This window comes from Flavobacterium sp. GSA192 (assembly GCF_006386525.1).
GTDB lineage: Bacteria > Bacteroidota > Bacteroidia > Flavobacteriales > Flavobacteriaceae > Flavobacterium > Flavobacterium commune.
In genome coordinates this window covers 324,056-350,721 of the sequence record NZ_VAHC01000006.1, presented here as the reverse complement: position 1 = coordinate 350,721, position 26,666 = coordinate 324,056, and the positions used below count along the sequence as shown (strand labels likewise).

Sequence of the window (26,666 nt, the reverse complement as noted above, 5' to 3'; positions counted from 1 at the left end):
CTGACAAATTGCTTCTTTCGTTACTTAATTCTACAGCTTTAACCTTAAAGGCTGCATCGTAAATTTTTCTTTCTTGTTTCATGTGTTAAAATTAAGATTTTAGTCTTAACTAACACTGTAAGCTAAATTAGTACATCCAATAATAATACATATATTTACATTTCGAGTTTACTTAGAACGCACGCATATTACAACTCATCTTCTTCTTTTTAGAGAAAAAGAACAATGCTACTTAATTGATTTTAATTCATATTGGAAATGACAAAATTATTCCCATCAAAACAGCTAAACATTTTAATCAAGATTATATTTTTAACTTATACTTCATTATCAGCCCAAGAAAGCAAGTTAAATTCATTAATCCATATCATCGAGAATTCATCAAAATATGATAAAGAAAAAAAAGCTGAAATTGACAGCATTCGAACAATTTTAAAAAAAACTAAAAAAATTGACCTATTATCACTTTATCATTTGAATACTGAAATGTTTTATCGCTATAAAGTTTTTCAACGTGATTCAGCATTTTATTATGGAATTCAGGCTAAAAATTTGGCATACCAATTAAATAATAAATCCTTTATAGCTAATGCCAATATGAATCTGGCAGATATTTGTGTGTCATCAGGAATGTATAAAGAAGCATTGGATTTTCTGGAACCCTCGAAAATAGACGAAAAAAATTCCAATTACGATGCTTTTTATTATGGCATATTAGGACGTTGTTATGGCGACATGGCAGAATACAGCAATACTCCTTATTTTAATAAGCAATATTTAGATTTAGCACATATATATCGGGAAAGAGCACTTTTACTAACAGAAGACGGTTCTTTTTTTCATTATTTTTTAAAAGCATTTAATAAATCCAAAGATGGTAAATTACATGAATCCCTTTCAGATTTTAATGCTCTTTTAAAAAAAAACAATCAACCTCATGATCAAGCTTTAGTTCATTATATGCTTGGTGAATTACACCAACAATTAGGAGAAAATGACATAGCAATTACACATTTTACAGACGCCGTAATTTCAGATATTAAAACCGCTACAAAAGAATCATTGGCAATTATTAAACTTTCTGAACTTTTATTTAAAAAAGGAGATTTGAATAAAGCCTCAATTTTAATCAAAAAAGCAAACGAAGACGCTTCCTTTTACGGCGCCCAACAACGAAAAATACAGGTTGGAGCAATTTTACCTCTTGTAGAACAGGAAATTCTTAAAATTGTAGAGAAAGAAAAACAACGAATTTATTGGCAATACATTATTGTAAGTTCCTTTTTAGTTTTTGCAATTTGTTTTGTTTTAATCATCTACTATCAATTTAGAAAATTGAAAAAAGCTAAGAAAATTATAGCCGATGCCCATAAAAACCTGAAACGGATTAACAAACAATTGATAAGTGTAAATGAAAAAATAAAATTACAAAACATAGAGATAAAACAGGTTAACAAACAGTTATCAGAAGCCAATAAAATTAAAGAAGAATACTTAGGACTCTTTTTTACTCAATATGATATGGTTTATGAAAAATTTAATTCTTTCATGACCACTATTAAAAATCAAATTGAGGAAGAGCATTACGATAAAGTAAAACGTACCATTTCAGGATACAATTTAAAAAGAGAAAAAGAAAAACTTTTAGAAAATTTTGATACTGCTTTTATAAATCTTTTTCCCAATTTCATCAATGAGTTTAATTTTTTGATGAAAGAAGAGTGCAAAATCAAGTTAGAAAAGGAACAATTTCTTACGAAAGAATTACGAATCTATGCATTAATTCGTTTAGGAATTACACAAAATGAAATTATTGCTCAAATTTTAGGCTATTCTGTCAACTCCATTTATGCCTTTAAAACAAAAATCCGCAATAATTCCATTGTAAAAAAGGATGATTTCGATCAAAAATTACTCAAAAACACCACTTTGAAGCTATAAAAAACCTCCTTTTTTCTATATGTTTTTTAAAGGCAAAAAACATATAATTACTTAAATATCAATTACATAAAAACAAAACAGCCTTAAAAACAACTACTTTTTTCTATACACTATTTTTCATGCAGTAATGTCAGCAGGTTATTTATGCAAATTTGCTTTGATGGTATTCAAATCGAATAGTATCAAAAACTAAATAACTAACTAAAATTAATGCATTATGAAAATTACTTCATTAAATAGGGCAAAACCAGTTCTATTTTTCTTGATTTTTCTCATCACACCATTCTTGCTGGTGGCTCAAAATGGAAAAATTAAAATTTCGGGTAAAGTTTTGGACGAAGCCAACCAGCCATTACCAGGAGCAACAGTTATGCTAAAAAATTCAAATCAAAGTGTTATTACCGATTTTGATGGAAAATTTGATTTTTTAGTATCTACACAAAACGCTGTGTTTAATGTTTCTTTTTTAGGATACAAGACTAAAGAAGTCAGCGCCAATGGAAAAACTACTTTAGATATAAAGTTAGAACCAGAATCCGAATCTTTAAATACTGTTGTAGTAATTGGGTATGGTGAGGTGAAATCGAAAGACTTAACAGGTTCCATATCTACTGTAAAATTAGGAGATTTAAGTAAACAACCTGTAGCAAATGTTGGAGATGCTATTCAGGGGCGTGCTGCAGGAGTTCAGGTAATTACTAGTGGGCAACCAGGAAGTAATCCAACATTTAGAATCAGAGGTACAGGAACAATAGGTAATAATGATCCATTGATTGTTGTTGACGGAATGCCTTTAACTGGAGGTCTCAATCAAGTAAATATGAATGATGTTGAGAGTATGCAAATTCTTAAAGATGCTTCGTCAACAGCCATTTATGGAGCTAGAGGAGCCAATGGAGTTGTAATTATAACCACTAAAAGAGGAAGTGTTGGCAAATCGTCTCTGACTTTTGATTTTTCTACAGCAACTTCGGAGGCAACAAATATGGTAGAAGTTTTAAATGCTTCCCAATTTGCAAGTCTTCATAATGACATATTGAATAATGCAGGTTTAAGTCCAAATCCAGATTTTCAGAATCCTGAATCTTTAGGTAAAGGTACTGACTGGGTTAACGCTTATTTTAATAGAGGTTTTCAAAATAATTATACGATGGCTTATTCCAGCGGTAATGAAAAATCCAAGATATATACCTCGTTTAATATTTTTGATCAAAAAGGGATTGTTTTAAATACCGATTATAAAAGATATATTTTACAATTTAACAGTGACACTAAAATATCAGAAAATTTAAAGTTTGGAAACAGCTTAAAATTAAATCATGATATAAAAACACAAGGAGATGTAAATATTGGAAACGCACTGCTTTCATTACCCACACAGCCAATATATAGAGAGAATGGTAATTTTTCAGGACCTATTGGTCAACCGCTTTACTCAGGGAATTTAGATAATCCAATAGGAAAAGCAACGATTGTTGACAATACTACCAAAGGATATAATATTCAGGGAAATCTATTTGGAGAACTTACTGTTTTAAAAGATTTCAAATTCAAAACGGTTTTGGGGGCTGAAGCCAATTTTTGGAAAACCAGAACCTGGGTTCCTTCTTATGCCTGGGATAGTAATATAGGACCAAATGCTTTTTTGAGTGAAAGTTCGAATCAGGCAATTACTTTGCTTTGGGATAACACCTTGACTTTTCAAAAGAAATTTGACAATGGTATCAATTTAACCGCTGTAGTGGGAACGAGTGCCCAAGAAAATAAATTTGAGTACATCAGTGGTTCTATTCAAAATTTTGCCAGTGAAAATACACAAACATTAAATAATGGTATTAATCAGGCTACATTACACGGAAGTGGTTCAGAATGGGCAATATTCTCCACATTTGCCAGAGGTAATTTTGATTATAAAAACAGATATTATTTAACAGCTACGGTAAGAAGAGATGGCTCTTCCCGATTTGGGCAAGGCAATAAATATGGAACATTCCCTTCTGGTTCATTAGCATGGAGGGTTTCAAATGAAGGATTCTTTAAATCAAAAGTAATTAATGATTTAAAATTAAGATTAGGGTATGGAGTTACCGGAAATCAGGAGATTGGTAATTATTCTTTTTCGTCAAACTACAATACTTATCTGTATAATTTCAACGGTTCATTTGTCAGTGCTGCCATTCCAACTGTTTTACCTAATTCTAACGTAAAATGGGAATCACAAGAACAATACAATATTGGATTAGATGCTACTCTTTTTGATGACAGAGTAAATGTCACATTTGATGCTTACATAAAAAACACCAATGACATGTTAGTTCCTCAATCGGTACCAGTTACTTCAGGATATTCAGACATCTATGTCCCTTACATTAATGCAGGTAAAATCCAAAACAAAGGAATTGAATTAGTAATCAATACTAAAAACATCAAGAAAGAAAAATTTTCATGGACATCTGACCTTGTTTTTTCAATGAACAGAAATAAAGTAATTGACTTGAATGGTGATACTCCTTTAATAACTGGAGGACTAGGTTTAAATCTTAATGCCGCAAGAATCCAAGAGGGTTATCCAATAAATGTGTTTTATGGCTTTGTTCAAGATGGAATTTTTCAAACTCAGTCAGAAATCGATAATCACGCTGTTCAAGTACAGGGATCTTCATCAAGTAACAGTACTTCTCCTGGTGACATAAGATTCAAAGATTTAAACAATGATGGTTTAATTACAGATGCTGACAGAACTTTTATAGGAAATCCAAATCCTAATTTTTCAGCTTCTTTAAACAATACTATAACTTATGGGGATTTAAGCTTAAGCGTTTATCTACAGGGTGTAAACGGCAATGATATTTTTAATGTCGTTAAACTTCAAGGAGAATCAATGTCTATCACGACAAATCAATCTGCCGCGGTCTTAAACAGATGGACAGCTCCCGGAACAAGCAATACAATTCCCAGAGCCATATACGGAGATCCAAATAATAATAACAGAGGTTCTTCCCGCTACATAGAAGATGGTTCTTATATGAGAATTAAGAACGTGACATTATCTTATAATATTCCTGTTCAATCTCTGAGTAAGAAAGTTTTTGATTATGCTAAAATTTATTTGTCAGGACAAAACTTGTTCACATTCACAAGATATACCGGTTTTGATCCTGAGGTCCCAACAAATGGGATAGATAACAATATATATCCTTTAACGAGAACATTTTCTCTTGGTTTAAATGTTGGATTTTAAAAAATAAAAAAATGAAATTTATAAAGAAAATAGTTTTTGTAACAGCAATTATTGCCTGTACACAATGTTCGAGTGATTTTTTAGATAGAGCTCCTTTAGATACGATAAATACCTCTAATTATCCTGCAAATGCAAGTGAATTAATCACAATAGTAAATGGTGCTTATCAGCCTTTACAATGGCCAAAACTGTATAATTTAAGAATGTGGACTACCGATATCATGGCTGGAAACAGTATAGTAGGTGCCGGTGGTGGTTCTGATGGCATTGAAACACAGGATAATTCTAATTTTACTACAACAACTGATAATCAAGGAGTTTTAGATATGTGGAGAGGTCCATGGCCGGGAATATTAATGGCTAATACTGTTTTAAAAGTAGCTCCTACCTTAACGATAGATAATGCTATCAAAGATCGTTCAATAGGAGAAGCTTATTTCTTACGAGCTCACTATTATTTCATTTTAGTACGTTTCTTTGGAGATGTACCCTTAATTACTGAACCGGGTAGTTCAGATACTGATTTATTTCCTGAAAGAGTTTCTAAAGATTTGGTTTATCAACAAATTATTTCTGATTTAGAAAACGCTGCTGCATTGTTACCTAATAAAAGTGAGTATTCTGGCAGTGACATTGGTAGAGCCAATAAAGGAGCTGCATTAGGTGAATTAGCTGAAGTTTATCTTACACTTGGGAACAATTGGCAAAAAGTAGTTGATCTAACTACTCAAGTAGAAGGTTTAGGTTTTGCATTGAACACTAATTACGAAGATAATTTCAATCCTAATGCAGAAAATTCTGTTGAGTCTCTTTTTGAAATACAATATGCAAGCGACGGAGGCTATAGTTTTTGGAATAACGAAAACCAAGCCGCCTGGACTAGTCCTTTTATGGGACCTAGAGGAGCCAATTTCGTTGGAGGAGGATTTGGATGGAATCAACCCACGCAAGAATTTATAGATAGTTATGAAGCAAACGATAAAAGAAAAAATGTAACTGTTTTATACGATGGCTCTCCTCAATTTGATGGAAAAACATACCAAGCTTCCTATTCAAGCACAGGATATAACGTGAGAAAGTTTTTAGTACCATTGAGTTTAGTTTCTTCTTATGATAACAGTCCAATGAATTTTCCTGTATTACGATTTTCAAATATTCTTTTAATGAAAGCAGAAGCATTGAATGAGTTAGGACAAACATCACAGGCTGAAATCCCTTTAAATAAGGTTAGAAACAGAGCCGGGCTTCCAAATATTGCGACCGACTTAAGTAAAGATCAGTTCAGACTTAAGGTATTAAATGAAAGAAGAGTTGAATTAGCCTTTGAAGGACAAAGATGGTTTGATTTGATTCGTGTAAATAATGGTCAATATGGTCTTGACTTCCTTCATTCAATAGGAAAATCAAATGCTACACAAAAACATTTATTATTTCCAATACCTCAAATTGAGAGAGATAGAAACCCAAAATTAACTCAGAATCCTGGTTATTAAAAATAGTATTATGAAAAAGAATAATTTTATAAAAACGCTTTCCATTCTTAGTGCATTATTTTTTGCATTGATGAATACTTCTTGTGAAGAAAGTCTGGATGGAATTAAGATAAATGACAATGAACTAACTTTAACTGTTTCAAGTTCAGATTTAGTGCTTCAGGAGTTAAAGCAAAATGAAAACCTTACTTTCAATTGGACGACAGGAACCAACCAAGGAACAAGTGCTTCGATTAGCTATAAATTACAAATCGATAAAGCGGATAATAATTTTGCTAATGCGCTTGAATATGATTTAGGTTCCAATAAATTTTCCCAGTCAATAAGTGTTAAAAATCTTAATTATATACTGTTAAATACCTTTGGAATTAGTCCGGGAGTAACTCAAGAATTTGAAGCAAAAGTTATTGCTACCGTTGCTGGTTCAGAGACTGAACCACAAGTTTCGACTGTTGATTTTTCGTTGACGCCATATCTTCCTGTAACTACAACATTGTTTTTAGTTGGAGATGCTTCACCAAACGGTTGGGATATTGCTAATGCTATTGAAATGACTCCTTCAACATCTAATCCTGGAGTGTTTGTTTACCAAGGATCTTTAAGCACAGGATCGTTTAAATTACCCGTAAGCAGAGATGGTTGCTGGTGTCAGGATTTTTATACTCGTGACGCTACAGATGCGACTAAAATAGTACATAATATAGCTGGAAGTGGTGATGATTTGAAGTGGGAAATTACCCAAGGAGGGCAGTATAAAGTAACGGTAAATTTATTTGACTTAACTATTTCTATTGAAGCAGTAAGTGCTCCGCCATTTTCTAATATTTACATTGTTGGCGATGCATCTTCTAGCGGTTGGAATATAGATTCGCCACAGGCTTTTACACAAAGTAGTTCCAATCCATTCATCTTTACTTATGAAGCGCATTTAAGTGCTGGAAGTTTTAAAATTCTAGCTGGTTCAACTGGGAACTGGTGTGGAGAATGGTATCGTCCTCTAACGGATGGTCAGGCTTTAACTTTGACAGATGTAGAACAAAATTCAGGTTGTAATCCGGATAATAAATGGACAGTTTCTTCCTCGGAAGCCGGTAGATATAAAATTACTTTAAATACAGCCAATAATACCATTAGTATTCAAAAAGTGAATTTATACATCATTGGTGATGGAGGACCTAATGGATGGAATATAGGTACTCCTTCTCCTATGACATATTCAAACGGTGTTTATACATTTACGGGTCAATTAAATGTGGGAGAATTTAAAATTTCGAAATTCAAAGGAGATTGGTGCGATGGAGACTGGATTAATGCAGCTACAGCTAATCAATCTATTTCAGATGGAAATTATATTGTTACACATAAATGTGATGGTCCAGACAATAAATGGAAAGTGCAGACTTCCGGAACGCATACAATTTCCATAAACTTAGATACACAGCTTATAACAATTAATTAGATAGAGATTGATTTGTCTCTTGCAACAGTGTCATTAAAACAATGACACTGTTGCTTTTAATTATAAATTTCCTTTTATGAAATCACCATTAACAGTGAGTTTGTTGAAAACAAACATCAATAAATAGAAGGCGATAACATATCTGCCTGTCGGCAGACAGGTATGACCTCTGATAAATAAATTTTACATATATGAAACTAATAAAAATAAATAATTGTCTTTTAGTGCTAATTGCATTGCTTTTTTTACACTGTACGAAACCTGAAGATACATTCAATTATATTCCTGAAGAAAATCAACTGGTTGAAGAAGTGGTATTAAAAACCGACAAAGCAAAATATGCTCCCGGTGACATTGTTACCTTTACTTCCGATAAAATATTATCCGGATTTACTGTAAGATACAAACACTTAAACAATGTAATCAAGGAAGAACCAATGAGTGGTAAAACATGGACCTGGACAGCCCCGGCAACTGATTTTAAGGGTTACATGATTGAAATATACAAAGCCAACGATAATGCAGAAACCATTGCAGGAACAATAGCAGTTGATGTTTCTTCTGATTGGACAAAATTTCCCAGATATGGTTTCCTGAGTAATTTTGGAAATGTTTCAGATGCGCAAATTAATAGTCATTTGGATTTTTTAAAGGATTTTCATATTAATGCTATTCAATATTACGATTGGCTAAACAAGCATCATGCTCCATTGAAAATGAATGGAAATGTTCCTGCAACTTCATGGGTTGATATTGCCAATAGAAGCATTTCATTCAATACCGTTAAAAACTATATCGACAAAGGGCATGACAAAAATATTGCTTCCATGTTTTACAATCTTTTGTATGGTACCTGGAATGATTATGCCACTGACGGCGTTTCTCCTGAATGGCTGATATATAACAATAACAGTCATACTAATGTAAACAAACATCCTTTACCAGGTTGGTTGAGCGATATTTATGTTACAAATCCGGGAAATACAAACTGGCAGAATTATATTTTTGATAAAACTACTTTAGTTTATAATAATTTAAATTTCGATGGTTGGCATCTGGACCAATTAGGTGACAGAGGAACGGTATATGATTATAATGGAAATACCGTTCAAATTAATCAAACCTTTACTCCATTTCTTCAAAATTTAAAAGCCAAGTTTCCTAACAAAAAAATGGTTTTAAATGCTGTTAATCAATACGGTCAATCTAATATTTTGGATTCAGGTGTAGATATTGCTTATACTGAAGTTTGGGATCCAAACAATACTTATAAGAGTTTGGCTGATATTATCAAGTCTAACAATTCCCTTTCTAATGATCAGGTTAATACTGTATTAGCGGCTTATATGAATTATGACAAAGCAAATTCAGCAGGATTTTTCAATACTCCAGGAGTCTTATTTACAGATGCTGTAATCTTCGCTTTTGGAGGTTCTCATTTGGAATTAGGAGAGCACATGTTGGCAAAAGAATATTTTCCAAATAATAATTTGCAAATGAGTGGCGAATTAAAAAGCCGTCTTCTAAAATATTACGATTTTATGGTAGCTTATGAGAATATTTTAAGAGAAGGTGGAACTTTTAATTCTCCAGTAGTGAATTCAGGAGATGGCCAACTTAATTTAAAAAATTGGCCTCCTGCAGCCTCTACTGTTTCAGTAATTGGAAAATCTTTAGCAAACAAACAAATTTTGCATTTGATTAATTTTTCGAATACTTCAAATTTAAACTGGCGTGATACCAATGGGGAACAAACCGTACCTCAAGCAAAGAAAAATTTTACTTTAAACTTAGCTAACAGCAATGCTGTGTCTAAAGTATGGTACGCTTCACCTGATTTAGATGGTGGTGCTTCAAAAGAACTTGCTTTCTCTCAGGTAGGAAGTAACCTTGTTTTCAAGGTTCCTTTTATCCAATATTGGGGAATGATTGTAGTAGAATATTAATGAAAACAGAGATTGATTATACTTTCTGCCTTCTAAAAATAGGTGTTTTTTGAAATAGACAATCTAATTGGTTATGTTTTAAAAATATTGGTTGGTTTTTAGCTATTGTAGTACAAATTAGAGCATAAATAAAACTATTTTTTAAGAAATCCCATTTCAAAGAAGGCAGATTCAATCTCAATTTTTCCACATTAACAACGCCTCACATAACAGATTAAGCTACAATTATAAATTAATTAAACATTTAATAAAGAGAATGAAACAATCCTTTTTAATCGCCACAGTAATCCTGTTGTTCTTCAATATCATTAAAGCACAGCAAATAAAATCTCCCAATCAGGAATTGCAAATGGACTTTTCATTGCAAAGTGATGGTACACCAATTTATAGTTTAAATTATAAAAATAAAGTCGTTATTAAGCCTAGTAAACTAGGACTTGAATTAAAAAATGATGCTAAATCATTATTAAATGATTTTACTATTATTGATTCAAAGACGACTACTTTTGATGAAATCTGGAAACCTGTTTGGGGAGAAGTTGCCAGTATTCGTAATCATTATAATGAACTGGAAGTGACTTTAAATCAAAAAGAAACCGATAGACAAATGATTATTCGCTTCCGTTTGTTTGATGACGGTCTTGGATTTAGATATGAATTTCCTCAACAAAAAAATCTAGTCTATTTCACTATAAAAGAAGAGCGCACTCAGTTTGCAATGGCAGGTAATCATACTGCTTATTGGATACCAGGAGATTATGATACTCAGGAATACAATTATACAACTTCAAAACTTTCTGAAATTAGAACGTCAATGGAAAAAGCCTATACCACAGGAAATGTTTCTCAAACTTCATTTTCTCCAACTGGTGTTCAAACTTCTTTAATGATGAAGAGTGCTGATGGCGTTTATATCAACTTACACGAAGCAGCACTTATTAATTATTCTTGTATGCACCTTAATCTGGATGATAAAAATTTTGTTTTTGAATCATGGTTGACTCCTGATGTAAATGGAGACAAAGGAAGAATGCAGGCTCCTTGTCATTCTCCTTGGAGAACTATTATTGTTAGTGATGATGCCAGAGAAATTTTGGCTTCAAAATTGACCTATAATCTAAATGAGCCAAGCAAAATAAAAGAAACTTCATGGATTAAACCAACAAAATATGTAGGAGTATGGTGGGAAATGATTTCAGGAAAAAGTAGCTGGTCTTATACAGATGAATTCCCTGCGGTACAATTAGGTGTTACTGATTTCACTAAGGCAAAACCTAATGGTCGTCATGGAGCAACTACCGCTAATGTAAAGAGATATATTGATTTTGCCGCGAAAAATGGATTTGATGCTGTTTTAGTTGAAGGATGGAATACAGGTTGGGAAGATTGGTTTGGTAATGCAAAAGATTATGTTTTTGATTTTGTTACTCCTTATCCTGATTTTGATCTTAAAGGATTGAATGAATATGCTCATTCTAAAGGAATAAAACTTATCATGCACCATGAAACATCTGGTTCAATGCGCAATTACGAGCGTCATATGGATGAAGCCTATAAGTTGATGAAGCAATATGGATATGATGCTGTGAAAAGTGGTTATGTAGGCAATATTCTTCCTTTAGGTGAAACACATTATAGCCAATGGTCAAACAACCATTATCAATATGCTATTGAAAAAGCAGCAGATTATCAAATTATGGTTAACGCTCACGAAGCGGTACGTCCAACAGGAATTGCACGTACTTATCCGAATCTTATCGGAAACGAAGCTGCTCGTGGAACTGAATACCAAGCTTTTGGAGGTGAGCGAAATCATCCAAATCACGTTACCATATTGCCTTTTACAAGATTAATTGGTGGCCCGATGGATTACACTCCGGGAATTTTTCAAATGGATGTTACAAATGGTTCGCATGTAAACGCTACCATTGCAAACCAGTTGGCACTTTATGTTACCATGTACAGTCCATTGCAGATGGCGGCAGATTTTCCTGAAAATTATGAACGTTTTGCAGATGCCTTCCAATTTATTAAGGATGTTGCCATAGATTGGGATGACAGCAAATATCTGGAAGCTGAACCTGGTCAATATATTACAGTAGCAAGAAAAGCCAAAGGAACTAATAATTGGTTTTTAGGAAATGTAAATGGAGAAACTCCTCGTACATCAAACATTGATTTCGGCTTCCTTGAAAAAGGTAAACAATACGAAGCTACTATTTATGCTGATGCTAAGGAAGCACATTATAAAACAAACCCACAGGCCTATAACATTCGTAAGATAACGGTAAGTAATAAATCAAAATTATCACAACTTTCTGTACCTGGCGGTGGTTATGCTATCAGTATTATTGAAATTAAAAAATAATTTTTATTTCAATAATAAACATATACAATACAAGTACTTAAATTATGAAAAAAACATCAATTTATTTGATATTAATTACTTTATTGATTCAGTTTAATCTTAGAGGACAAAACATAGAAAAAAAGAACCAAACTATCGGTAACTGCTCCTCTTATGTGTCAAACAATAACAAAGTGATTTTTAATTGTGAAAACAATACAAAAGTACTTTTACAATTCTGTAGTAGTCAAGTAATTAAAGTATGGTTTTCTACTGATGGAACTTTTAAACGCAATAACGAATCTTTTGCTGTTATCAATGAAAACTTGGGTTGGTCAGGAAATATTAATGTTAATGAAGAGACCTCAGCTTATGAAATTTTCACAGAACAACTTAGAATTAGAGTTAACAAAAAACCATTTAAATTACAAGTATTTGATAAATACCAAAAGTTACTATTTGGTGATTATAACGAGAAAGGATTTGTAAAAAATGGCACCCAAATAGCCACATACAAAACATTAAAATCAGATGAACAGTTTTTTGGTTTAGGAGAAAAAGCAGGAACTCTTAACCGTCGTGGAAAGAGCTATAAGATGTGGAATAGTGATCAGCCTTGTTATGGCGTCAACGAAGATCCTCTTTATAAAAGCATTCCCTTTTTTATGAGCAGCAATCATTATGGGATTTTCTTTGACAACACCTATAAAACGGAATTTAAATTTGGTAGCGAGTCTAACGATTATTATTCTTTTGAGGCTGTTTCAGGCGAAATGATTTACTATTTTATGTATGGGAATGATTATAAACAAATCATGCAAAATTATATTGCTCTTACCGGTAAACCCATCATGCCACCAAAATGGGCATTAGGTTTTGCTCAATGCCGGGGAAATTATACTGCTGAAAATCAGGCCAAGGCTATTGCTGCAGAGTTTAGAAAAAGAAAAATACCATGTGATATTATATATCAGGATATTGGCTGGGTTGAAGGACTTCAGGATTTTGACTGGAAGAAAAGCAACTATCAAAATCCTAAACAGATGCTAAAAGAATTGGAAGACCAAGGATTTAAAATGATTATTTCTCAGGACCCTGTTATATCCCAAGCAAATAAAAAGCAATGGGAAGAGGCTAATTCTAAAAACTATTTTGCAATAGATACTCGTACTGGAAAGAGTTATGATATGCCGTGGCCATGGGGCGGAAATTGTGGAGTAGTTGATTTTACTAAACCCGAAGTGGCTGACTGGTGGGGAAATTACCAACAAAAACCCTTAAATGATGGTGTACGTGGATTTTGGACCGATATGGGAGAGCCAGCCTGGAGTAATGAAGATGCAACTGACCGACTTAATATGAAACATCATTTAGGGATGCACGATGAGATTCATAATGTGTATGGTTTTACCTGGGACAAAGTAGTAACCGAACAATTTTACAAGCATAATCCTAATAAGCGAATATTTCAAATGACAAGAGCTGCTTATGCGGGATTGCAACGCTACACATTTGGATGGTCTGGAGATTCTGGAAACGGCAACAATGTTTTAGATGGATGGAGTCAATTTGCTAATCAGATTCCTGTGGGACTTTCTGCTGGGATGGGTATCATTCCGTTTTGGACTTCTGATATATCAGGTTATTGTGGCGATATCAAAGATTATGATGCGATGTCAGAATTATATGTTCGCTGGATGCAATTTGGTATTTTTAATCCTCTGAGTCGTGCACATCATGAAGGTGGTAATGCTGTTGAACCTTGGGTTTTCGGCACTGAAGCTGAGAATATCACCCGAACAGCCATCGAATTAAAGTATAAAATGTTTCCGTACATCTATACTTATGCCCGGGAAGCACATGATACTGGTATGCCTTTAATGCGAGCTTTGTTTCTTGAATATCCTAATGATAGTGAAACGTTTGATTTGAATGGTCAGTTTTTATTTGGTCGTGAATTATTGGTCGCACCAGTAGTTGAAAAAGGAGCTGTCACCAAAAAACTCTATTTGCCAGAGGGAGAATGGATTAATTATAATGATGGTAAGACTGTCTATAAAGGGAAACAATGGATCACGGTTGAGGCTCCCTTAGATGTGATACCCTTGTTTGTGAAAAAAGGGGCTATTATACCTAGTATGCCAGTGATGCAATATATACATGAAAAACCTAATTACCCTGTTAGTTTTGATGTTTATCCTGATAAAATTGGTAAAGAATCTTCCTTTGTTTTATATGAAGATGATGGAGAAAGCAGGGATTATGAAAAAGATGTTTTTTGTAAAACAAAAATTACTGCCCTAGCCAATTCATCAGGCTTTGCAATACATATAAATGCAAGAGAGGATAAAGGCTATAAGCCAGCAGCTTCCAGAAATTACATTGTAAAATTACACGCGAATAGTAGACCTAAAAGCGTATTAATAAATACTTCAAAAATTAAAAAAGAGAAAACAGAAGTACTAAATGAAAAGGGCCTTACGGATTTTGAAAAACTATCTTATAGTTGGGATGAAAAACAAGGTATAGTTTATATAAAATTACCCGATACTGGCCTTGATTATCAGATAGCAATTAATTCTTCAAAATAAAGAAATTTCATTACATATTAAATTCAAAAACTTATCCCACTTTAGGATAATTCCTTGATAATATTAAACAAAATACTGATCAAATAAATAATGACTTCAAAAAACACACAAACCCAATGGGGGCAATTTATACCTTTAGTAATTGTCTTCTTCTTTTGGGGATTTGTTGCAGCCAGCAATGACATTTTAATTCCCGTATTTAAAAAAACCTTTGATTTAACCCAAGGTCAAAGCCAATTTGTATCGATTGCTTTTTATATTTCCTATACCGTAGGTTCTTTACTTTATATGGGATTTTCTTTATTACTGAAACAAGATTTAGTGAATAAAATTGGCTATAAAAACGGGTTGACACTAGGCCTAATCATATCTGCATTAGGAACGTTGTTGTTTTATCCAGCGGCTAATACTGGATCCTATCCACTAATGTTAGCCGGTTTATTTATTGTAGGTTTAGGTTTTTCATTGCAACAAACCGTTGCCAATCCTTTAGCTATTGCTTTAGGACCTATAAAAACAGGTTCTCAACGATTGACCCTTGCGGGCGGGATCAACAATTTTGGGACTACCATTGGCCCCCTAATAGTAAGTTTTGCCATTTTTGGTTCTTCTGCGTCTGGAAATACTGAATTGAGTGTAGAAAGTGTTAAAATCCCTTATTTAGTACTTGGGTTAGCCTTTTTAGCTGTTGCGTTATTGTTGAAATTCTCTTCCTTGCCTGAACATCCTGAAACAATTGAAGAATCTCCAGCTGATACTGCTTCTTCTAAAAATTCGGCTTTATATTACCCACAACTACTCTTAGGAATGCTTGCCATTTTTTTATATGTTGGTGTTGAGGTATCTACAGCCAGCAATTTACCTTCTTATATGGAGAACGAATTGGGATTTGAAATAGGAGCTATCGCCCCTTACATTTCGTTGTATTGGGCTAGTTTAATGATTGGCCGTTGGACGGGAGCTGTAGAAGTTTTTAGTGATGTTATTAGTATTCAAAAGATTCTGCGGTTTGTTGCCCCCTATTTAGCATTTGTTGTTTTTTTATTTGTAAATGCAATTGCCAATCATGATTTAACTCCTTTCTACATTTATGGATTAATTATTCTCGTATTAATTGCCGCCGATATAACCAGCAAGGGAAATCCTGCCCGAATGTTGCTTATTTTCTCTAGTTTAGGAATTGTCGCTCTACTAACTGGAATGGGAACCACCGGAATTGTAAGTGTGTATGCTTTCACGAGCGTTGGATTATTTTGTAGTACCCTTTGGCCTTGCATTTTTACCTTAGCTGTAAGTGGATTAGGAAAACACACCAGCCAAGGAAGTAGTTTTCTTATTATGATGATTTGTGGTGGCGGTATTATTAGCTGGCTACAAGGTTTTGTATCTGAAAATATTGGTATTCAAAACAGTTATATTGTTGGTGTTTTATGCTTTTCTTATTTGGTTTTTTATGCCTGGAAAGTAAGTAGTATTTTAAAACGTCAAGGCATCAATTTTGACACTAAAATCAGTGGAGGGCATTAAGAAAATTTCATATTATACTAAAAAAACAGGCTGTAAAAAGCCTGTTTTTTTTATGTAATTCCTTGTTATTTAAATAGAAACTCTACGTTTCTTTTTTTATTTATGTACTGGTTAAAAACGACTGTAGTTAGGAACGGATTACAAATCCGCTCCATCGGGGGGGGCATATTGCATATTGCGATATGCGATATGTGTTCATTTTTTTGTTTGTTCACGGAAATGTGAACGGGTATTATTTGTGAACAAGAATATGAAAAACGAGGGGGAATTTTTAATAAAATTACTCTTGTTTTGTTTTTAAAGGTAATGATTACCCTTGTTTAGTAAACTTAAAACCAGATGATAAACTAGTTGGTTTATTGTGATGTTGCAGGTTTATGGTGTTGGTTTTTAGTTTCTTATATTGAAAACGTAGAAAAGTTATTAAAGTTTTCATTCTCATTGTATTTAATATATCCCAATTAATTGGTAATTAATTTTGTTTTTCCAATGCTAAAATCTTCTACATTACAATGATGATGGCCATAAATCCAGTAGTCAATTCACAATAATCATCTTTGGGACTATCTAAACGAATTCAGAGTCCACAAATAGATATTCTATGTGACGGAAGTAAAATAAATTTGGACAAAGCGATTTGCATGTTCTCTATTAATTTGATCCATAGTTTTATTTTTTAAGCCCTCCATTCGGCATATTGTCCTTCGGCCTGTTCCATTATTTCTTGAAGTATATTATTTAATTCCAATATATTTACTTTGCCACGTAACTCTTTTTTGACTGCCAATCGGATACTTGCTTTGGCATCTTCTTTATTCATCCAGTCCAGCTGCAGATTGTTTTTGACTGCATTGACAACACCGTGAACAATATCCTGAATTGGCCCAGCTTCTTGAATGATTTCCTTTTTGGATGCCAGAATATCATAGAATGCTAATTCTTCATCAGAAAGGCCTAGTTCTTTGTTACGGTGATCTTCTTCCTGTAATTGTTTGGCTCTTTCTACCAATTCGGCGATGGTGGTATAGGAGTCAATTGCATTTTTATGGTAGTTGTCGATTACTTTTTCCAGTTCTTCTTTGAGCGAAGTGTATTTTTTGATGTTCTTGTGCAAACGCAATTTTAGTTCGTCCATCAGAATATTTTTCAATAATTCAATCTTGATGTCTATACTGTCTTTTTCCTTTTTGGCTCCCAAAAGGAAATCTTCATTCAGGATAGAAATATCAGCTCGTTCTAATCCTGCCATAGCAAAAACATCCACAATATCATCCGACTCGATACTGCGACTAATTAGTTCCTTGATTTGATCTTTTTGATTGGTTCGAGTTCCTTTTACCGATTTGGCATTTCGAATTGCTTTTGACAAATGCTGTATAAACAAAACATCAACGGAGTATTCCTGAATTTCCGGCTGTGATTTTACAATGGACAATAAACCTGTCAATTTCTTTTCTTCAAGCATAAACATATTAGCAGGTTCATCGTATTTGATGATGCTGTTCAATGCTTTTTTTATTAAAAGGATTTTATCACTTTCACGCAATCCTTTCCAATCTGAATAATCAATATTATCAGATATTAGTCCTTTGCAAATTTCTATTTGGTTATAGAACATTTCCAATGCTTGGTGCATGTCGATTGTAGGCTTTCCATGACCTCCACCGCCTGTGTATTTTGAAGTGGCTGTTTTCAGTTGGTCACCAATTCCAATATAATCCACAATAACGCCTGAAGGTTTGTCTTTGAAAACGCGATTGGTTCTCGTAATGGCCTGCATTAACGTATGTCCGCGCATAATCTTGTCCACATACATGGTATGTACACAAGGTGCATCAAAACCAGTAAGCCACATGTCACGAACAATTACTATTTGTAAAGGGTCATTGGGCTTGCGAAATCGTTTCTTTAAGGCTTCGGTGGCATCTTGTGTTCTGATATGATCGTTCCAGGCAATAGGGTCTTTCGCTATATTTCCTGTCATTACTACAGCAATTTCAGGACAACCTTCAATAGCTTTTAGGGCATCGTACATTTTTACGCTATTGCGACGACTCATACAAACAACCATTGCTTTTCCGGGCAGGGTGTCAGTACGATTCTTATAATGTTTCATGATATCATTGGCAATTTTTTGAACTCGCTCTTCTGAACCTGCTGCATCTTCGATTGCTGCCCATTTCAAACTACCGTCGTCTTCCAAATCCTCGGTGATGGCATCTACTTCGGCATCTATGTTTTCGTTTCCTAAATGGAGTTTTGCTAAACGGGGTTCGTAGAATATAGGAACTGTCGCTTTGTCATTGACCGCTTGCTTGATATCGTATATGTGTATCGTTTCTCCAAATACCTCCTGAGTATCGGCATCTTTGCTGTCTATTGGAGTTCCCGTGAAGCCAATAAAGGAAGCATTGGGAAGTGCTTTACGCAAATTAGAAGCAAAACCGTCCAGCAAGCCATATTGTGTCCTATGGGCTTCATCTGCCATCACGATAATATTTTCTCTTTCTGAAAGTATTGGATGTGCAGTTTCTCCCAGTTCATTGTCATTGCCTTGTTTTAATCTGAATTTTTCGATGGTAGTAAAAATTACACCTCCGCTGCCTGTGGATAATAACTGACGTAATTCATCAGTGGAGCCGGCATGCTGTACATCGCCAACCAAATCCTTGGCTAAGACAAAGTTTTCATACAATTGAAAATCCAAATCACTTCTGTCAACCTGTACTACAATCGTTGGGTTTTTAAGCTCGGGTAAGCTTCGTAATATACCGGCGTAAATAGCCATCGAAATGCTTTTTCCACTGCCTTGAGTATGCCAAATCACCCCAATACGCCCATCTCCATAAGGCTTGATGGCTTTTTTGGCTGCTTCTACGGCAAAGTTCACCCCAAAAAATTGATGGTATTTGGCTCCTTTTTTTATCAAGGTTCCGTTGTGGTCTTCAAAAAAGACAAAGTTTTTGATATAAGACAGTAAACGGTCTTTTGGAAATAAACCGAAGAGCAGGGTGTGCATTTGGAAATCATCCTCCACAATTTCGACACCGTTGGTGCTTTTCCATGCGGCATACCATTCGGAAGTGCTGTTAAACATTCCATGCTGTGCTTCGTTGCCATCGCTAACGATCGTTAAAGCATTGTATTCGAATAATAGCGGAATGTCTTTTCTATAATGCTGTATTTGGTTGAAGGCTTCATCTATGGTTGTGTTTTCGTCAAACCAGTTTTTGAGTTCAAAAAGGACTAACGGAATGCCATTGATGTAAATAATAATATCGGGACGGCGTTTGTTTTTGCCTACGATACTGAATTGATTGACACACCAAAATGTATTGTTCTTTTCGTAACCTGATCTAAAATCAATAGGGTAGATATGCACTGCTTTTTCATTGTCTTCTTCATCCTTGTATTCGTAGCTGATGCCTTTGGTTAGTTTGAGGTGAAAGTCACGGTTGCGGTAGTCGATATCGGCACCACCATTGTTGCAAAAATCGGCTACGGCAAGATCTTGTATCTCAGCAGGGAGTTGTGGGTATTGGTTCACAATAAATTCCCGTAATTGGTCTTTTAGAATAACTGCATTTGCATTTTGTGGCAACTCATTTCCTTTTACGTGTATATACCCTAAATCAGTAAGCCATTCTATTGTTGCCTGCTCTATTACTGCTTCTGTAGTCATGTGGTTTTTATTAAATGCCACTAAAATACATTGTTTTAAAGAAATACTACTATATTTACTACACATTTATCATAAATTGTATGGTTGACATTCTTAAGGTTAAAACAGAATTTTTATTAGAAGAAACAAAAACAAGCGGTCACGCCCCTTTGAAGTTTATTTGCAATGATAATCATCTGTATTACTGCAAATATTTAATCGATTTTGATCCCAATGAAATTAACTGTCTTGCTTATGAAATAGTTGCCCATTATTTATTGAAAGCTTTGAATATCCCTACACCGGATATTGCTTTGGTTCAGGTTTCCGAAGGAACTTTGGATAAAAGTAAAATCATAAAAAACAGACGGCTTCGAGTAAACCATATTTGCTTTGGCTCTAAAGGAATAGATCCATCAGAAGAAATTACCGAATTTGAAATCTGTACCAGCAAAAGAGATTACAACCGAATTCAGAATCCAGAGGATGTAGTTAAAATTGCCCTATTTGATTTATGGATTAATAATGTGGACAGAGGACGCTTTATCGATCCGGGATTTAATTACAATCTTTTGGCTGTTAGATTTGGCAACCAACGTAAAATAATGGCATTTGATCACGCTTTTGTTTTTGGAGGAGTACAGCAAATAGGTGTTTTTAATTCTAAAATGCCCTTCGAAAATCAAGGGAAATTCCATCAGTCGGATTTTTACAAGAGCTTCATCGGCTATATGGATGAACAAGAAGTTATTAACATTGTTGATAATTTCATACCTTTGCTGAAGATTTCACATAAAGAGGTTATTGATTCTATTATACTTCAATTGACTGATATATGGAAATTAACGCCTAATTTAGCGGACCGAATTCATGACTATCTGTTTTGTGAAGAGAGAATAGAAAAGGTAAAATCGGTTATATTAAACAGTAAATCCATTTTTTGAAATGAAAACATTTTTTAGCATCGTCAGTATTCAAACCAACCCTATTTCTACGGAAAAAGTGGTTATGGGGGTATTGGCTATTACCAAAAATGAGATTTATTTTGATTATTCTAAAAGCAAATTGGGATTATTGGATAAATTGGCTCCTGCCAAAGTTGGCATTGGCATCATGGCTAAGAATACTTTACAGCAAATCAAGCAAAAGGTTGGTGAGGAGAATAAAGCACTGATCAAAGGCCAGACGAAACTACAATTTGAAAAATCGATTTTTTCCAAAGATTATATTTCTTATTTGAATAAATACAATAATGGTATTTTGCATTTTTCGGAACCTGCTTCTTTGCCTTTTGATTTTACTGCCGAAAAATTTGCGCAGTATTATAACAATTTTGTGGGTGAGATCGCTGTTGTAGAAGCCAAAAAAGAAATCGTAACTTTTGCCAAAAAGATAAAGCCCGCTTTTGAAAAGGAAGGTCTTGATGAAAAAGCGGATTTAAAATTTACATTTGAGCCTTTTACTTTCAATGGTATTCTAAAAGAAACCAACATCTCGTTGATTACTAAAAATGGCGCCATTAGTGCCATACAAACTGTTGATTTTAGTTTGGGAGAACAAACCGTGGTGCACCATTTATATGAAACCTTAATCATACAAAAAGCTTTGAATGTTTTTGCCCAAAAGGCCAATACTACTGTCAAAAAAATTAAAATAGCTTTTGAAGAACCCGATTTAGGGACATTACAACACGATCTGTTTGATTTGAGTATTCAAAATTATAAAAACGATTTTGATTTTATTACACCCGATATATTAGAAAAAGAAACAGAAATGATTAGTAACAGTAACAATATCAAGTTTTCTGAATTTCTTTTGACTTTAGAATCATAAAAAGGGCTTTTCAGCCCTTTCTTTTTACAATACCTTTTTTGCTTGTTCTCTAAATTCTTTTAACCGAATTTCTCCACTGATTAATTTGGGTAATAGTGTATTGCGGAGTTGGGTTAGAGATTTATTTTCCTTTAGATTAATACTTTGTTGTTCTTCCCAATTACCAACAATTGATTGAAATTCATTTTGTAAATCAATATTTGGCAATGCAAATTGAATATGTCCAATAACATCAAATGTAATTTGCGGAAAAGTACCTGACCTCGACTCTGCAATGTTTTGAAATTCCAAAATCGTTTCATTTCGGGTCAATATCCGATACAATAATTTATTATTGATTAATTCATTATTTCTAATAACCATAAACTTAGTTGAAACAACATACTCTTCTGAATCAAAGTCAACATATGCAAATCTTTTATTAGCAGGTCTAATTTCGCTAAATAAAATATCTTCAGGATAAATAGCTTTTTTGGCTTGACCGGGCAGATCATCGACATTCATATAATTATTATGCATAAAAGAGCCATCTAAAACATCACCAGTATTTACAAATACAACTTTTTCTTTTCCTTTAAACTTATAGCTTTCAGCTCTTTTATAAGCTATTTCATCCAATCTCTTTAGTTTCCAATCTTTAGGAATCATCCCCAATTCACTTTCAACAAATTCTCCATCCTGAAATGGACCGAAATCAACAAACCAGTGTTTATAGAGTGCCATTGCCATTTCCTCGAGGGTTTTGTTAATGGCAAGATTGTTTTCTATTTTGTCGTCTATGGCGGAAAGGATAGAGACGATTGATTCTTGTTCTTGTATTGAAGGAAGCTTGATTTCAAATCCTTCAATCATATTTTTTGTTATTGCTTGCCTTGTCGCGCCAGCACTAGCCATATTCAATAATGAATTTTTATTCGAAGTTTCAAGTAGTGAATACTTCAGAAAACTAGGATTTAAGATTTCTTTATTTGCTCTAATAATTGCAACGTGTTGATTTACTCTTGCAGGTAAAAGTTCTTTAGGGACTTGACAAACTCTAGCAACAGAATCTCCTGTAATATTTAATAAAACATCCTCTTCTTCTAATTTAACATTATTTAGTTTTGAAGCTTGAACATCGTCTATAAAAGCCAATCCATTAGTTGAAAAGGTAAAATCTAAGACATTTTGACTTCTAATTAAAGAAATGCCAGAAGTTTTATAAGCTTCTTGACCACCTCTAGGAGTTGAACCGCTTCCAATTTTAGTTGTTACTTTTGAGAGTTTATATGTTTTCCAGTTGTTTGGCATTTATATGTTTTTAAAAGTGAATCTTTTAACAAAAGGATAGTGTATGACAAATAAATCTACCTCAATTTTATAAAGCTTGATTAACTTAATTGATAATAAATTTTTTAATTTTTCTCTTAATATTTTTGCCTTGTCATCTATTAAATAATCAGCATCGTCATAGGTTTTGCGAAAATAGTCTGAAATAGGTCTTTCGCTCATAACATTTTGATTTAAGTGATATTCAAAAGATTTTAATAAATATTTGTAATCTCCCATGGATAATGCCAACAAAAACATAATTGCCATCAATTCCTTTTCTTCAGTCGATTTATTATAATTGAAATTTTCATGCGTTTTTATTATTCTATAAATATTTATGAATCTTTTTACAGCTCTTGGGTTATTACCAATAATTTGAGACATATCTTGTAATAACTCACATTCCTTTTCTGTAATATTTAGAGCTTCTATGGTTTCTTTCGTATCTAAATCTGTTTTCTTTTCTTTTTCTACCGAATTAATAAATAGTTTAGAGTCAATTTCAATTGTGTTTACTCCGGGGTCAGCGGTTATAGTAAAATCATTAGCTAGTAAAGTTTCACCTTCAGTTTGTGCTGCAGTTTCTATTTTATTTAAATTAAAATTAGGTTGAGCTTCAGACAAAGTTTTAATCATGCCTTTTATACTTATGTCTCCTGCATCATTTAAATGAAACGGAACTTGGAAAATTTTTTCAAGATAGTTAGAAGGCAATATAGCTTCTTCACTTTCATTCACTTTTGCAAATTGATTTTCATACTTCTTTTTTAAAGCAGTTTTTACCCATCGAGGATCAACTCCAACGACTACTACAAAAAGCGGAAATGCCATTAATAAATTCACTGCTTCTAATACTTCAACCACTCGTTCTTCAGGGCAACGGTCTAAATCATCAATATAGAGAATGATACGTTCAAGGGGGTTTTTGAACATTTCATTAAAAGCTATACTTTCTTCATTTTTATCTGATTCTTGTTTATGGTCAACTAACAAATCACTTAGTACTTCGAAATCTTTTCTAATAACAGAGACAATACCTAAGTGTTTTTTGTAATCTTCGCTATTGGCTCTTCTCTCAATGAAAGAATATAGTGCTTCAGTTGACAAAGCATTTTCAATCTTAAATTCTATATTAGCTTTGATTAAAATAGCTTTATTGATTTGTTCGCTAATAGCATTAATTTCATTCTTGCTATTTTCAATTTCAAGTTTTAAGGCTTTTTCCTTTTGGTTGAATACAAAAAGAGCATTCTCTTTTTCCGTTTCATAATTTACTTTAATTTTCCAAAATGGAGCAATTAGAGTTTTTATTTTTTTATAAGTATCAACCCCTCTAGCAAAAGTAGTTCCTGCTAAACTAATTATTAACCATGTTTTTGGAGTTAATGTAAAATCTTGCCAACTCAATAGCAAAGCTGCAATAAACGAGAATATTGGCGTATATAAGACAATAACTAAAAATCCCAACAACCACAAACAATTTTTCCACCAATTCTCACCATAAAAGAAGGTTTTTATAAAAGTATATTTTGATTTTATTTGAATATAAAGTTCTTCAGGATTTATCCAATATTGCTCAGGAATAATTTTTTTTAAGCGATTTGTTGAATTAATAAAAGTTTCATTACTTTCTAACGCAGTTTCAATTTGTTCAGTAACTTTGAATTCTTTGTCAACTTCATTAATAATAGATTTAAATGTTTGTAATCTGATAGATTCGATTTTATCTTTTAAGATATCTTCAGCTTCTTTCTTTTCAATAGTTAACTTATCAATTTGTGCGCTAATATTTTTATTTTGCTTTTCAAGCGCAGCAATCTCTTCCTTAGCTATATTTAGGTTTTGAGTTAGTTTTTTTTCTATTTCTTTTTTGAAGTCCTTTGCTTTATTATCACCACTTATGTACTCTTGAAGCCCTTCAAAAATACGGGTTACAATACTTGCCCACAGATTAGCATCCATATAAGACCAAGCATTGAAATGCACGTGTGCAATTCCTTCACAAAAGACTTTTTGAGGGTTGTTTTTAGATAATTGTTGAATATTTTCTTTCAACTTGTTCATAAAAAAACTTTTTCCAGATCCCCATTTACCTAGCAAAGCAATTGCTAGCGGTGGTTCAAAACTTTTAGCAGCAATAACGCGGGCAAATGCTGCAACATCTTTTTTAATATCTAAATGGTCTTCTCCTGTTTCGGAATCACGTAATATACATGGAAGTGTTGTAGTATAAGGTTTAATTTCTTGATCTGAGGTTGTATTATTACTTTTTTTTTCTACCTCGGAGTCTTCAATTATTTCATATTTTTTTCGCTTTCCTAGAGGTAAACTTGATTTTAATGTTTTTAAATCCTCTACACTAATTTTTGAGAATATTTCTTTTACAGAATCTAAATCAGCAGTTGTAATAGTATAATTATTATACCCTAAAGATTTTATTTCTAAAAGAATGTCTTTGATGAGCCAGTTAACTAACACTTTTTTTCCATCTTTTGGATTACTTGTTACTTTTCCGATAGCTATAATTTTAAAATATTCTTCGTTTTTTAACTTTAATGGTTCTTTAATAATTAAAATATCATCTACTTGAATTTTATTTATTATGCTAGAAAGTCTGTCATTAAACCCTTTTTCCCAAATACCTTCTTTGTAAAATCTTTGAATTTGATTTTTTCCTTCCCAATCAATTCGAGCAAAATAGTAATTAGCCTTCAGAACTTGTAGTACTTTATTTATTTCTTTAAGATTGTTATTTTTAATGAAATTTTTAGGCTTGTCAAGATTTAATTTATTGCTTCCTGATATAGATGTTTCACTATTAATACCCTCATCTTCAATTTGTTTATATAATAATTTACCTTTTTCATCATTAGGTATTGAAATTAAAAATTGACAATTAGAATTAAAAATATTATTTTTTAACTCTTCTAAAATTTTTATCGTTATTTTATAACTTTCAGTATAACTTAAATTTCCAGCGCCAGTGGCCATAAGAGGAATCCAAATCTTTTTATTAGATAATGGTTGAATATGAAATCTAATAGCTTGCTTGAGGTTTTCATTTAAGTTGTTTATAGGATTACCGATCCCTACTGTAACTACAAATAAAATAGCTTTTCCATTAAGTTGAAATAAATCAAACCCTTTCTCTAAATTTAATTGATTTAAAATTGATTTGTCATATCCATATTCTTTAAGAACCATTTGGTTTAATTCACCAATACTACCTCCTGAATCTATTGAAGCTATTGCAACATCTGCTTCTTTTGGAGAAACTCCTAACTCAATTTGTACATTATCAAAAAAGAAAAACATG

At 33.1% G+C, this 26,666-nt stretch carries 13 protein-coding genes; 10 read left to right on the top strand and 3 right to left on the bottom strand.

Annotation, left to right across the window (positions count from 1 at the left end; genetic code table 11):
• Window positions 1–258 precede the first annotated feature (258 nt).
• The 8 genes from FDM27_RS14010 (at window position 259) to FDM27_RS13975 (ending at window position 16,545) form a co-directional block, all read left to right on the top strand.
• Window positions 259–1,941: a DUF6377 domain-containing protein gene (locus FDM27_RS14010; protein WP_140487404.1), complete on the top strand. Its 1,683-nt coding sequence runs from the start codon at window positions 259–261 to the stop codon at window positions 1,939–1,941.
• Window positions 1,942–2,158: 217 nt separating this feature from the next.
• Complete coding sequence (locus FDM27_RS14005; RefSeq protein ID WP_140487402.1) at window positions 2,159–5,182, top strand: SusC/RagA family TonB-linked outer membrane protein; 3,024 nt, start codon at window positions 2,159–2,161, stop codon at window positions 5,180–5,182.
• Between the two features lie 11 nt (window positions 5,183–5,193).
• The gene (locus FDM27_RS14000; protein WP_181161678.1) at window positions 5,194–6,675 is read left to right on the top strand and encodes a RagB/SusD family nutrient uptake outer membrane protein; all 1,482 of its coding nucleotides are present in this window, start codon (window positions 5,194–5,196) and stop codon (window positions 6,673–6,675) included.
• Window positions 6,676–6,685: 10 nt separating this feature from the next.
• The gene (locus tag FDM27_RS13995) at window positions 6,686–8,134 is read left to right on the top strand and encodes a SusF/SusE family outer membrane protein (protein ID WP_140487400.1); all 1,449 of its coding nucleotides are present in this window, start codon (window positions 6,686–6,688) and stop codon (window positions 8,132–8,134) included.
• Between the two features lie 191 nt (window positions 8,135–8,325).
• Window positions 8,326–10,080 (top strand): glycoside hydrolase family 66 protein, encoded by a 1,755-nt coding sequence (locus FDM27_RS13990; RefSeq protein WP_140487398.1) that lies wholly within the window; start codon window positions 8,326–8,328, stop codon window positions 10,078–10,080.
• 256 nt (window positions 10,081–10,336) lie between these two features.
• Window positions 10,337–12,448, top strand: coding sequence for a glycoside hydrolase family 97 protein (locus FDM27_RS13985; protein ID WP_140487396.1), 2,112 nt, complete (start codon window positions 10,337–10,339; stop codon window positions 12,446–12,448).
• Window positions 12,449–12,492: 44 nt separating this feature from the next.
• The gene (locus tag FDM27_RS13980) at window positions 12,493–15,018 is read left to right on the top strand and encodes a glycoside hydrolase family 31 protein (protein WP_140487394.1); all 2,526 of its coding nucleotides are present in this window, start codon (window positions 12,493–12,495) and stop codon (window positions 15,016–15,018) included.
• Window positions 15,019–15,108: 90 nt separating this feature from the next.
• Window positions 15,109–16,545: an MFS transporter gene (locus FDM27_RS13975; protein WP_140487392.1), complete on the top strand. Its 1,437-nt coding sequence runs from the start codon at window positions 15,109–15,111 to the stop codon at window positions 16,543–16,545.
• Window positions 16,546–17,221: 676 nt separating this feature from the next.
• Here FDM27_RS13975 and FDM27_RS13965 read toward each other — a convergent pair.
• Window positions 17,222–20,227 (bottom strand): type I restriction endonuclease subunit R, encoded by a 3,006-nt coding sequence (locus tag FDM27_RS13965; RefSeq protein ID WP_140487390.1) that lies wholly within the window; start codon window positions 20,225–20,227, stop codon window positions 17,222–17,224.
• Window positions 20,228–20,307: 80 nt separating this feature from the next.
• On the opposite strand from FDM27_RS13965, the gene FDM27_RS13960 reads away from it, so the two are divergent.
• Both FDM27_RS13960 and FDM27_RS13955 read left to right on the top strand, forming a co-directional pair.
• Window positions 20,308–21,150: a HipA family kinase gene (locus tag FDM27_RS13960; RefSeq protein WP_140487388.1), complete on the top strand. Its 843-nt coding sequence runs from the start codon at window positions 20,308–20,310 to the stop codon at window positions 21,148–21,150.
• Between the two features lies 1 nt (window position 21,151).
• Window positions 21,152–22,039 (top strand): hypothetical protein, encoded by an 888-nt coding sequence (locus FDM27_RS13955; protein ID WP_140487386.1) that lies wholly within the window; start codon window positions 21,152–21,154, stop codon window positions 22,037–22,039.
• A 24-nt stretch (window positions 22,040–22,063) separates the two neighbouring features.
• Here FDM27_RS13955 and FDM27_RS13950 read toward each other — a convergent pair whose 3' ends face one another.
• Window positions 22,064–23,329, bottom strand: coding sequence for a restriction endonuclease subunit S (locus FDM27_RS13950; RefSeq protein ID WP_140487385.1), 1,266 nt, complete (start codon window positions 23,327–23,329; stop codon window positions 22,064–22,066).
• The gene (locus tag FDM27_RS13945) at window positions 23,330–26,665 is read right to left on the bottom strand and encodes a P-loop NTPase fold protein (RefSeq protein WP_140487382.1); all 3,336 of its coding nucleotides are present in this window, start codon (window positions 26,663–26,665) and stop codon (window positions 23,330–23,332) included.
• Window position 26,666 lies beyond the last annotated feature (1 nt).

What these genes read in the sequence shown, in the direction of transcription:
- FDM27_RS14010 (WP_140487404.1), top strand. Translation starts at nt 259, where the DNA reads ATGACAAAATTATTCCCATCAAAACAGCTAAACATTTTAATCAAGATT.
- FDM27_RS14005 (WP_140487402.1), top strand. Translation starts at nt 2,159, where the DNA reads ATGAAAATTACTTCATTAAATAGGGCAAAACCAGTTCTATTTTTCTTG.
- FDM27_RS14000 (WP_181161678.1), top strand. Translation starts at nt 5,194, where the DNA reads ATGAAATTTATAAAGAAAATAGTTTTTGTAACAGCAATTATTGCCTGT.
- FDM27_RS13995 (WP_140487400.1), top strand. Translation starts at nt 6,686, where the DNA reads ATGAAAAAGAATAATTTTATAAAAACGCTTTCCATTCTTAGTGCATTA.
- FDM27_RS13990 (WP_140487398.1), top strand. Translation starts at nt 8,326, where the DNA reads ATGAAACTAATAAAAATAAATAATTGTCTTTTAGTGCTAATTGCATTG.
- FDM27_RS13985 (WP_140487396.1), top strand. Translation starts at nt 10,337, where the DNA reads ATGAAACAATCCTTTTTAATCGCCACAGTAATCCTGTTGTTCTTCAAT.
- FDM27_RS13980 (WP_140487394.1), top strand. Translation starts at nt 12,493, where the DNA reads ATGAAAAAAACATCAATTTATTTGATATTAATTACTTTATTGATTCAG.
- FDM27_RS13975 (WP_140487392.1), top strand. Translation starts at nt 15,109, where the DNA reads ATGACTTCAAAAAACACACAAACCCAATGGGGGCAATTTATACCTTTA.
- FDM27_RS13965 (WP_140487390.1), bottom strand. Translation starts at nt 20,227, where the DNA reads ATGACTACAGAAGCAGTAATAGAGCAGGCAACAATAGAATGGCTTACT.
- FDM27_RS13960 (WP_140487388.1), top strand. Translation starts at nt 20,308, where the DNA reads ATGGTTGACATTCTTAAGGTTAAAACAGAATTTTTATTAGAAGAAACA.
- FDM27_RS13955 (WP_140487386.1), top strand. Translation starts at nt 21,152, where the DNA reads ATGAAAACATTTTTTAGCATCGTCAGTATTCAAACCAACCCTATTTCT.
- FDM27_RS13950 (WP_140487385.1), bottom strand. Translation starts at nt 23,329, where the DNA reads ATGCCAAACAACTGGAAAACATATAAACTCTCAAAAGTAACAACTAAA.
- FDM27_RS13945 (WP_140487382.1), bottom strand. Translation starts at nt 26,665, where the DNA reads ATGTTTTTCTTTTTTGATAATGTACAAATTGAGTTAGGAGTTTCTCCA.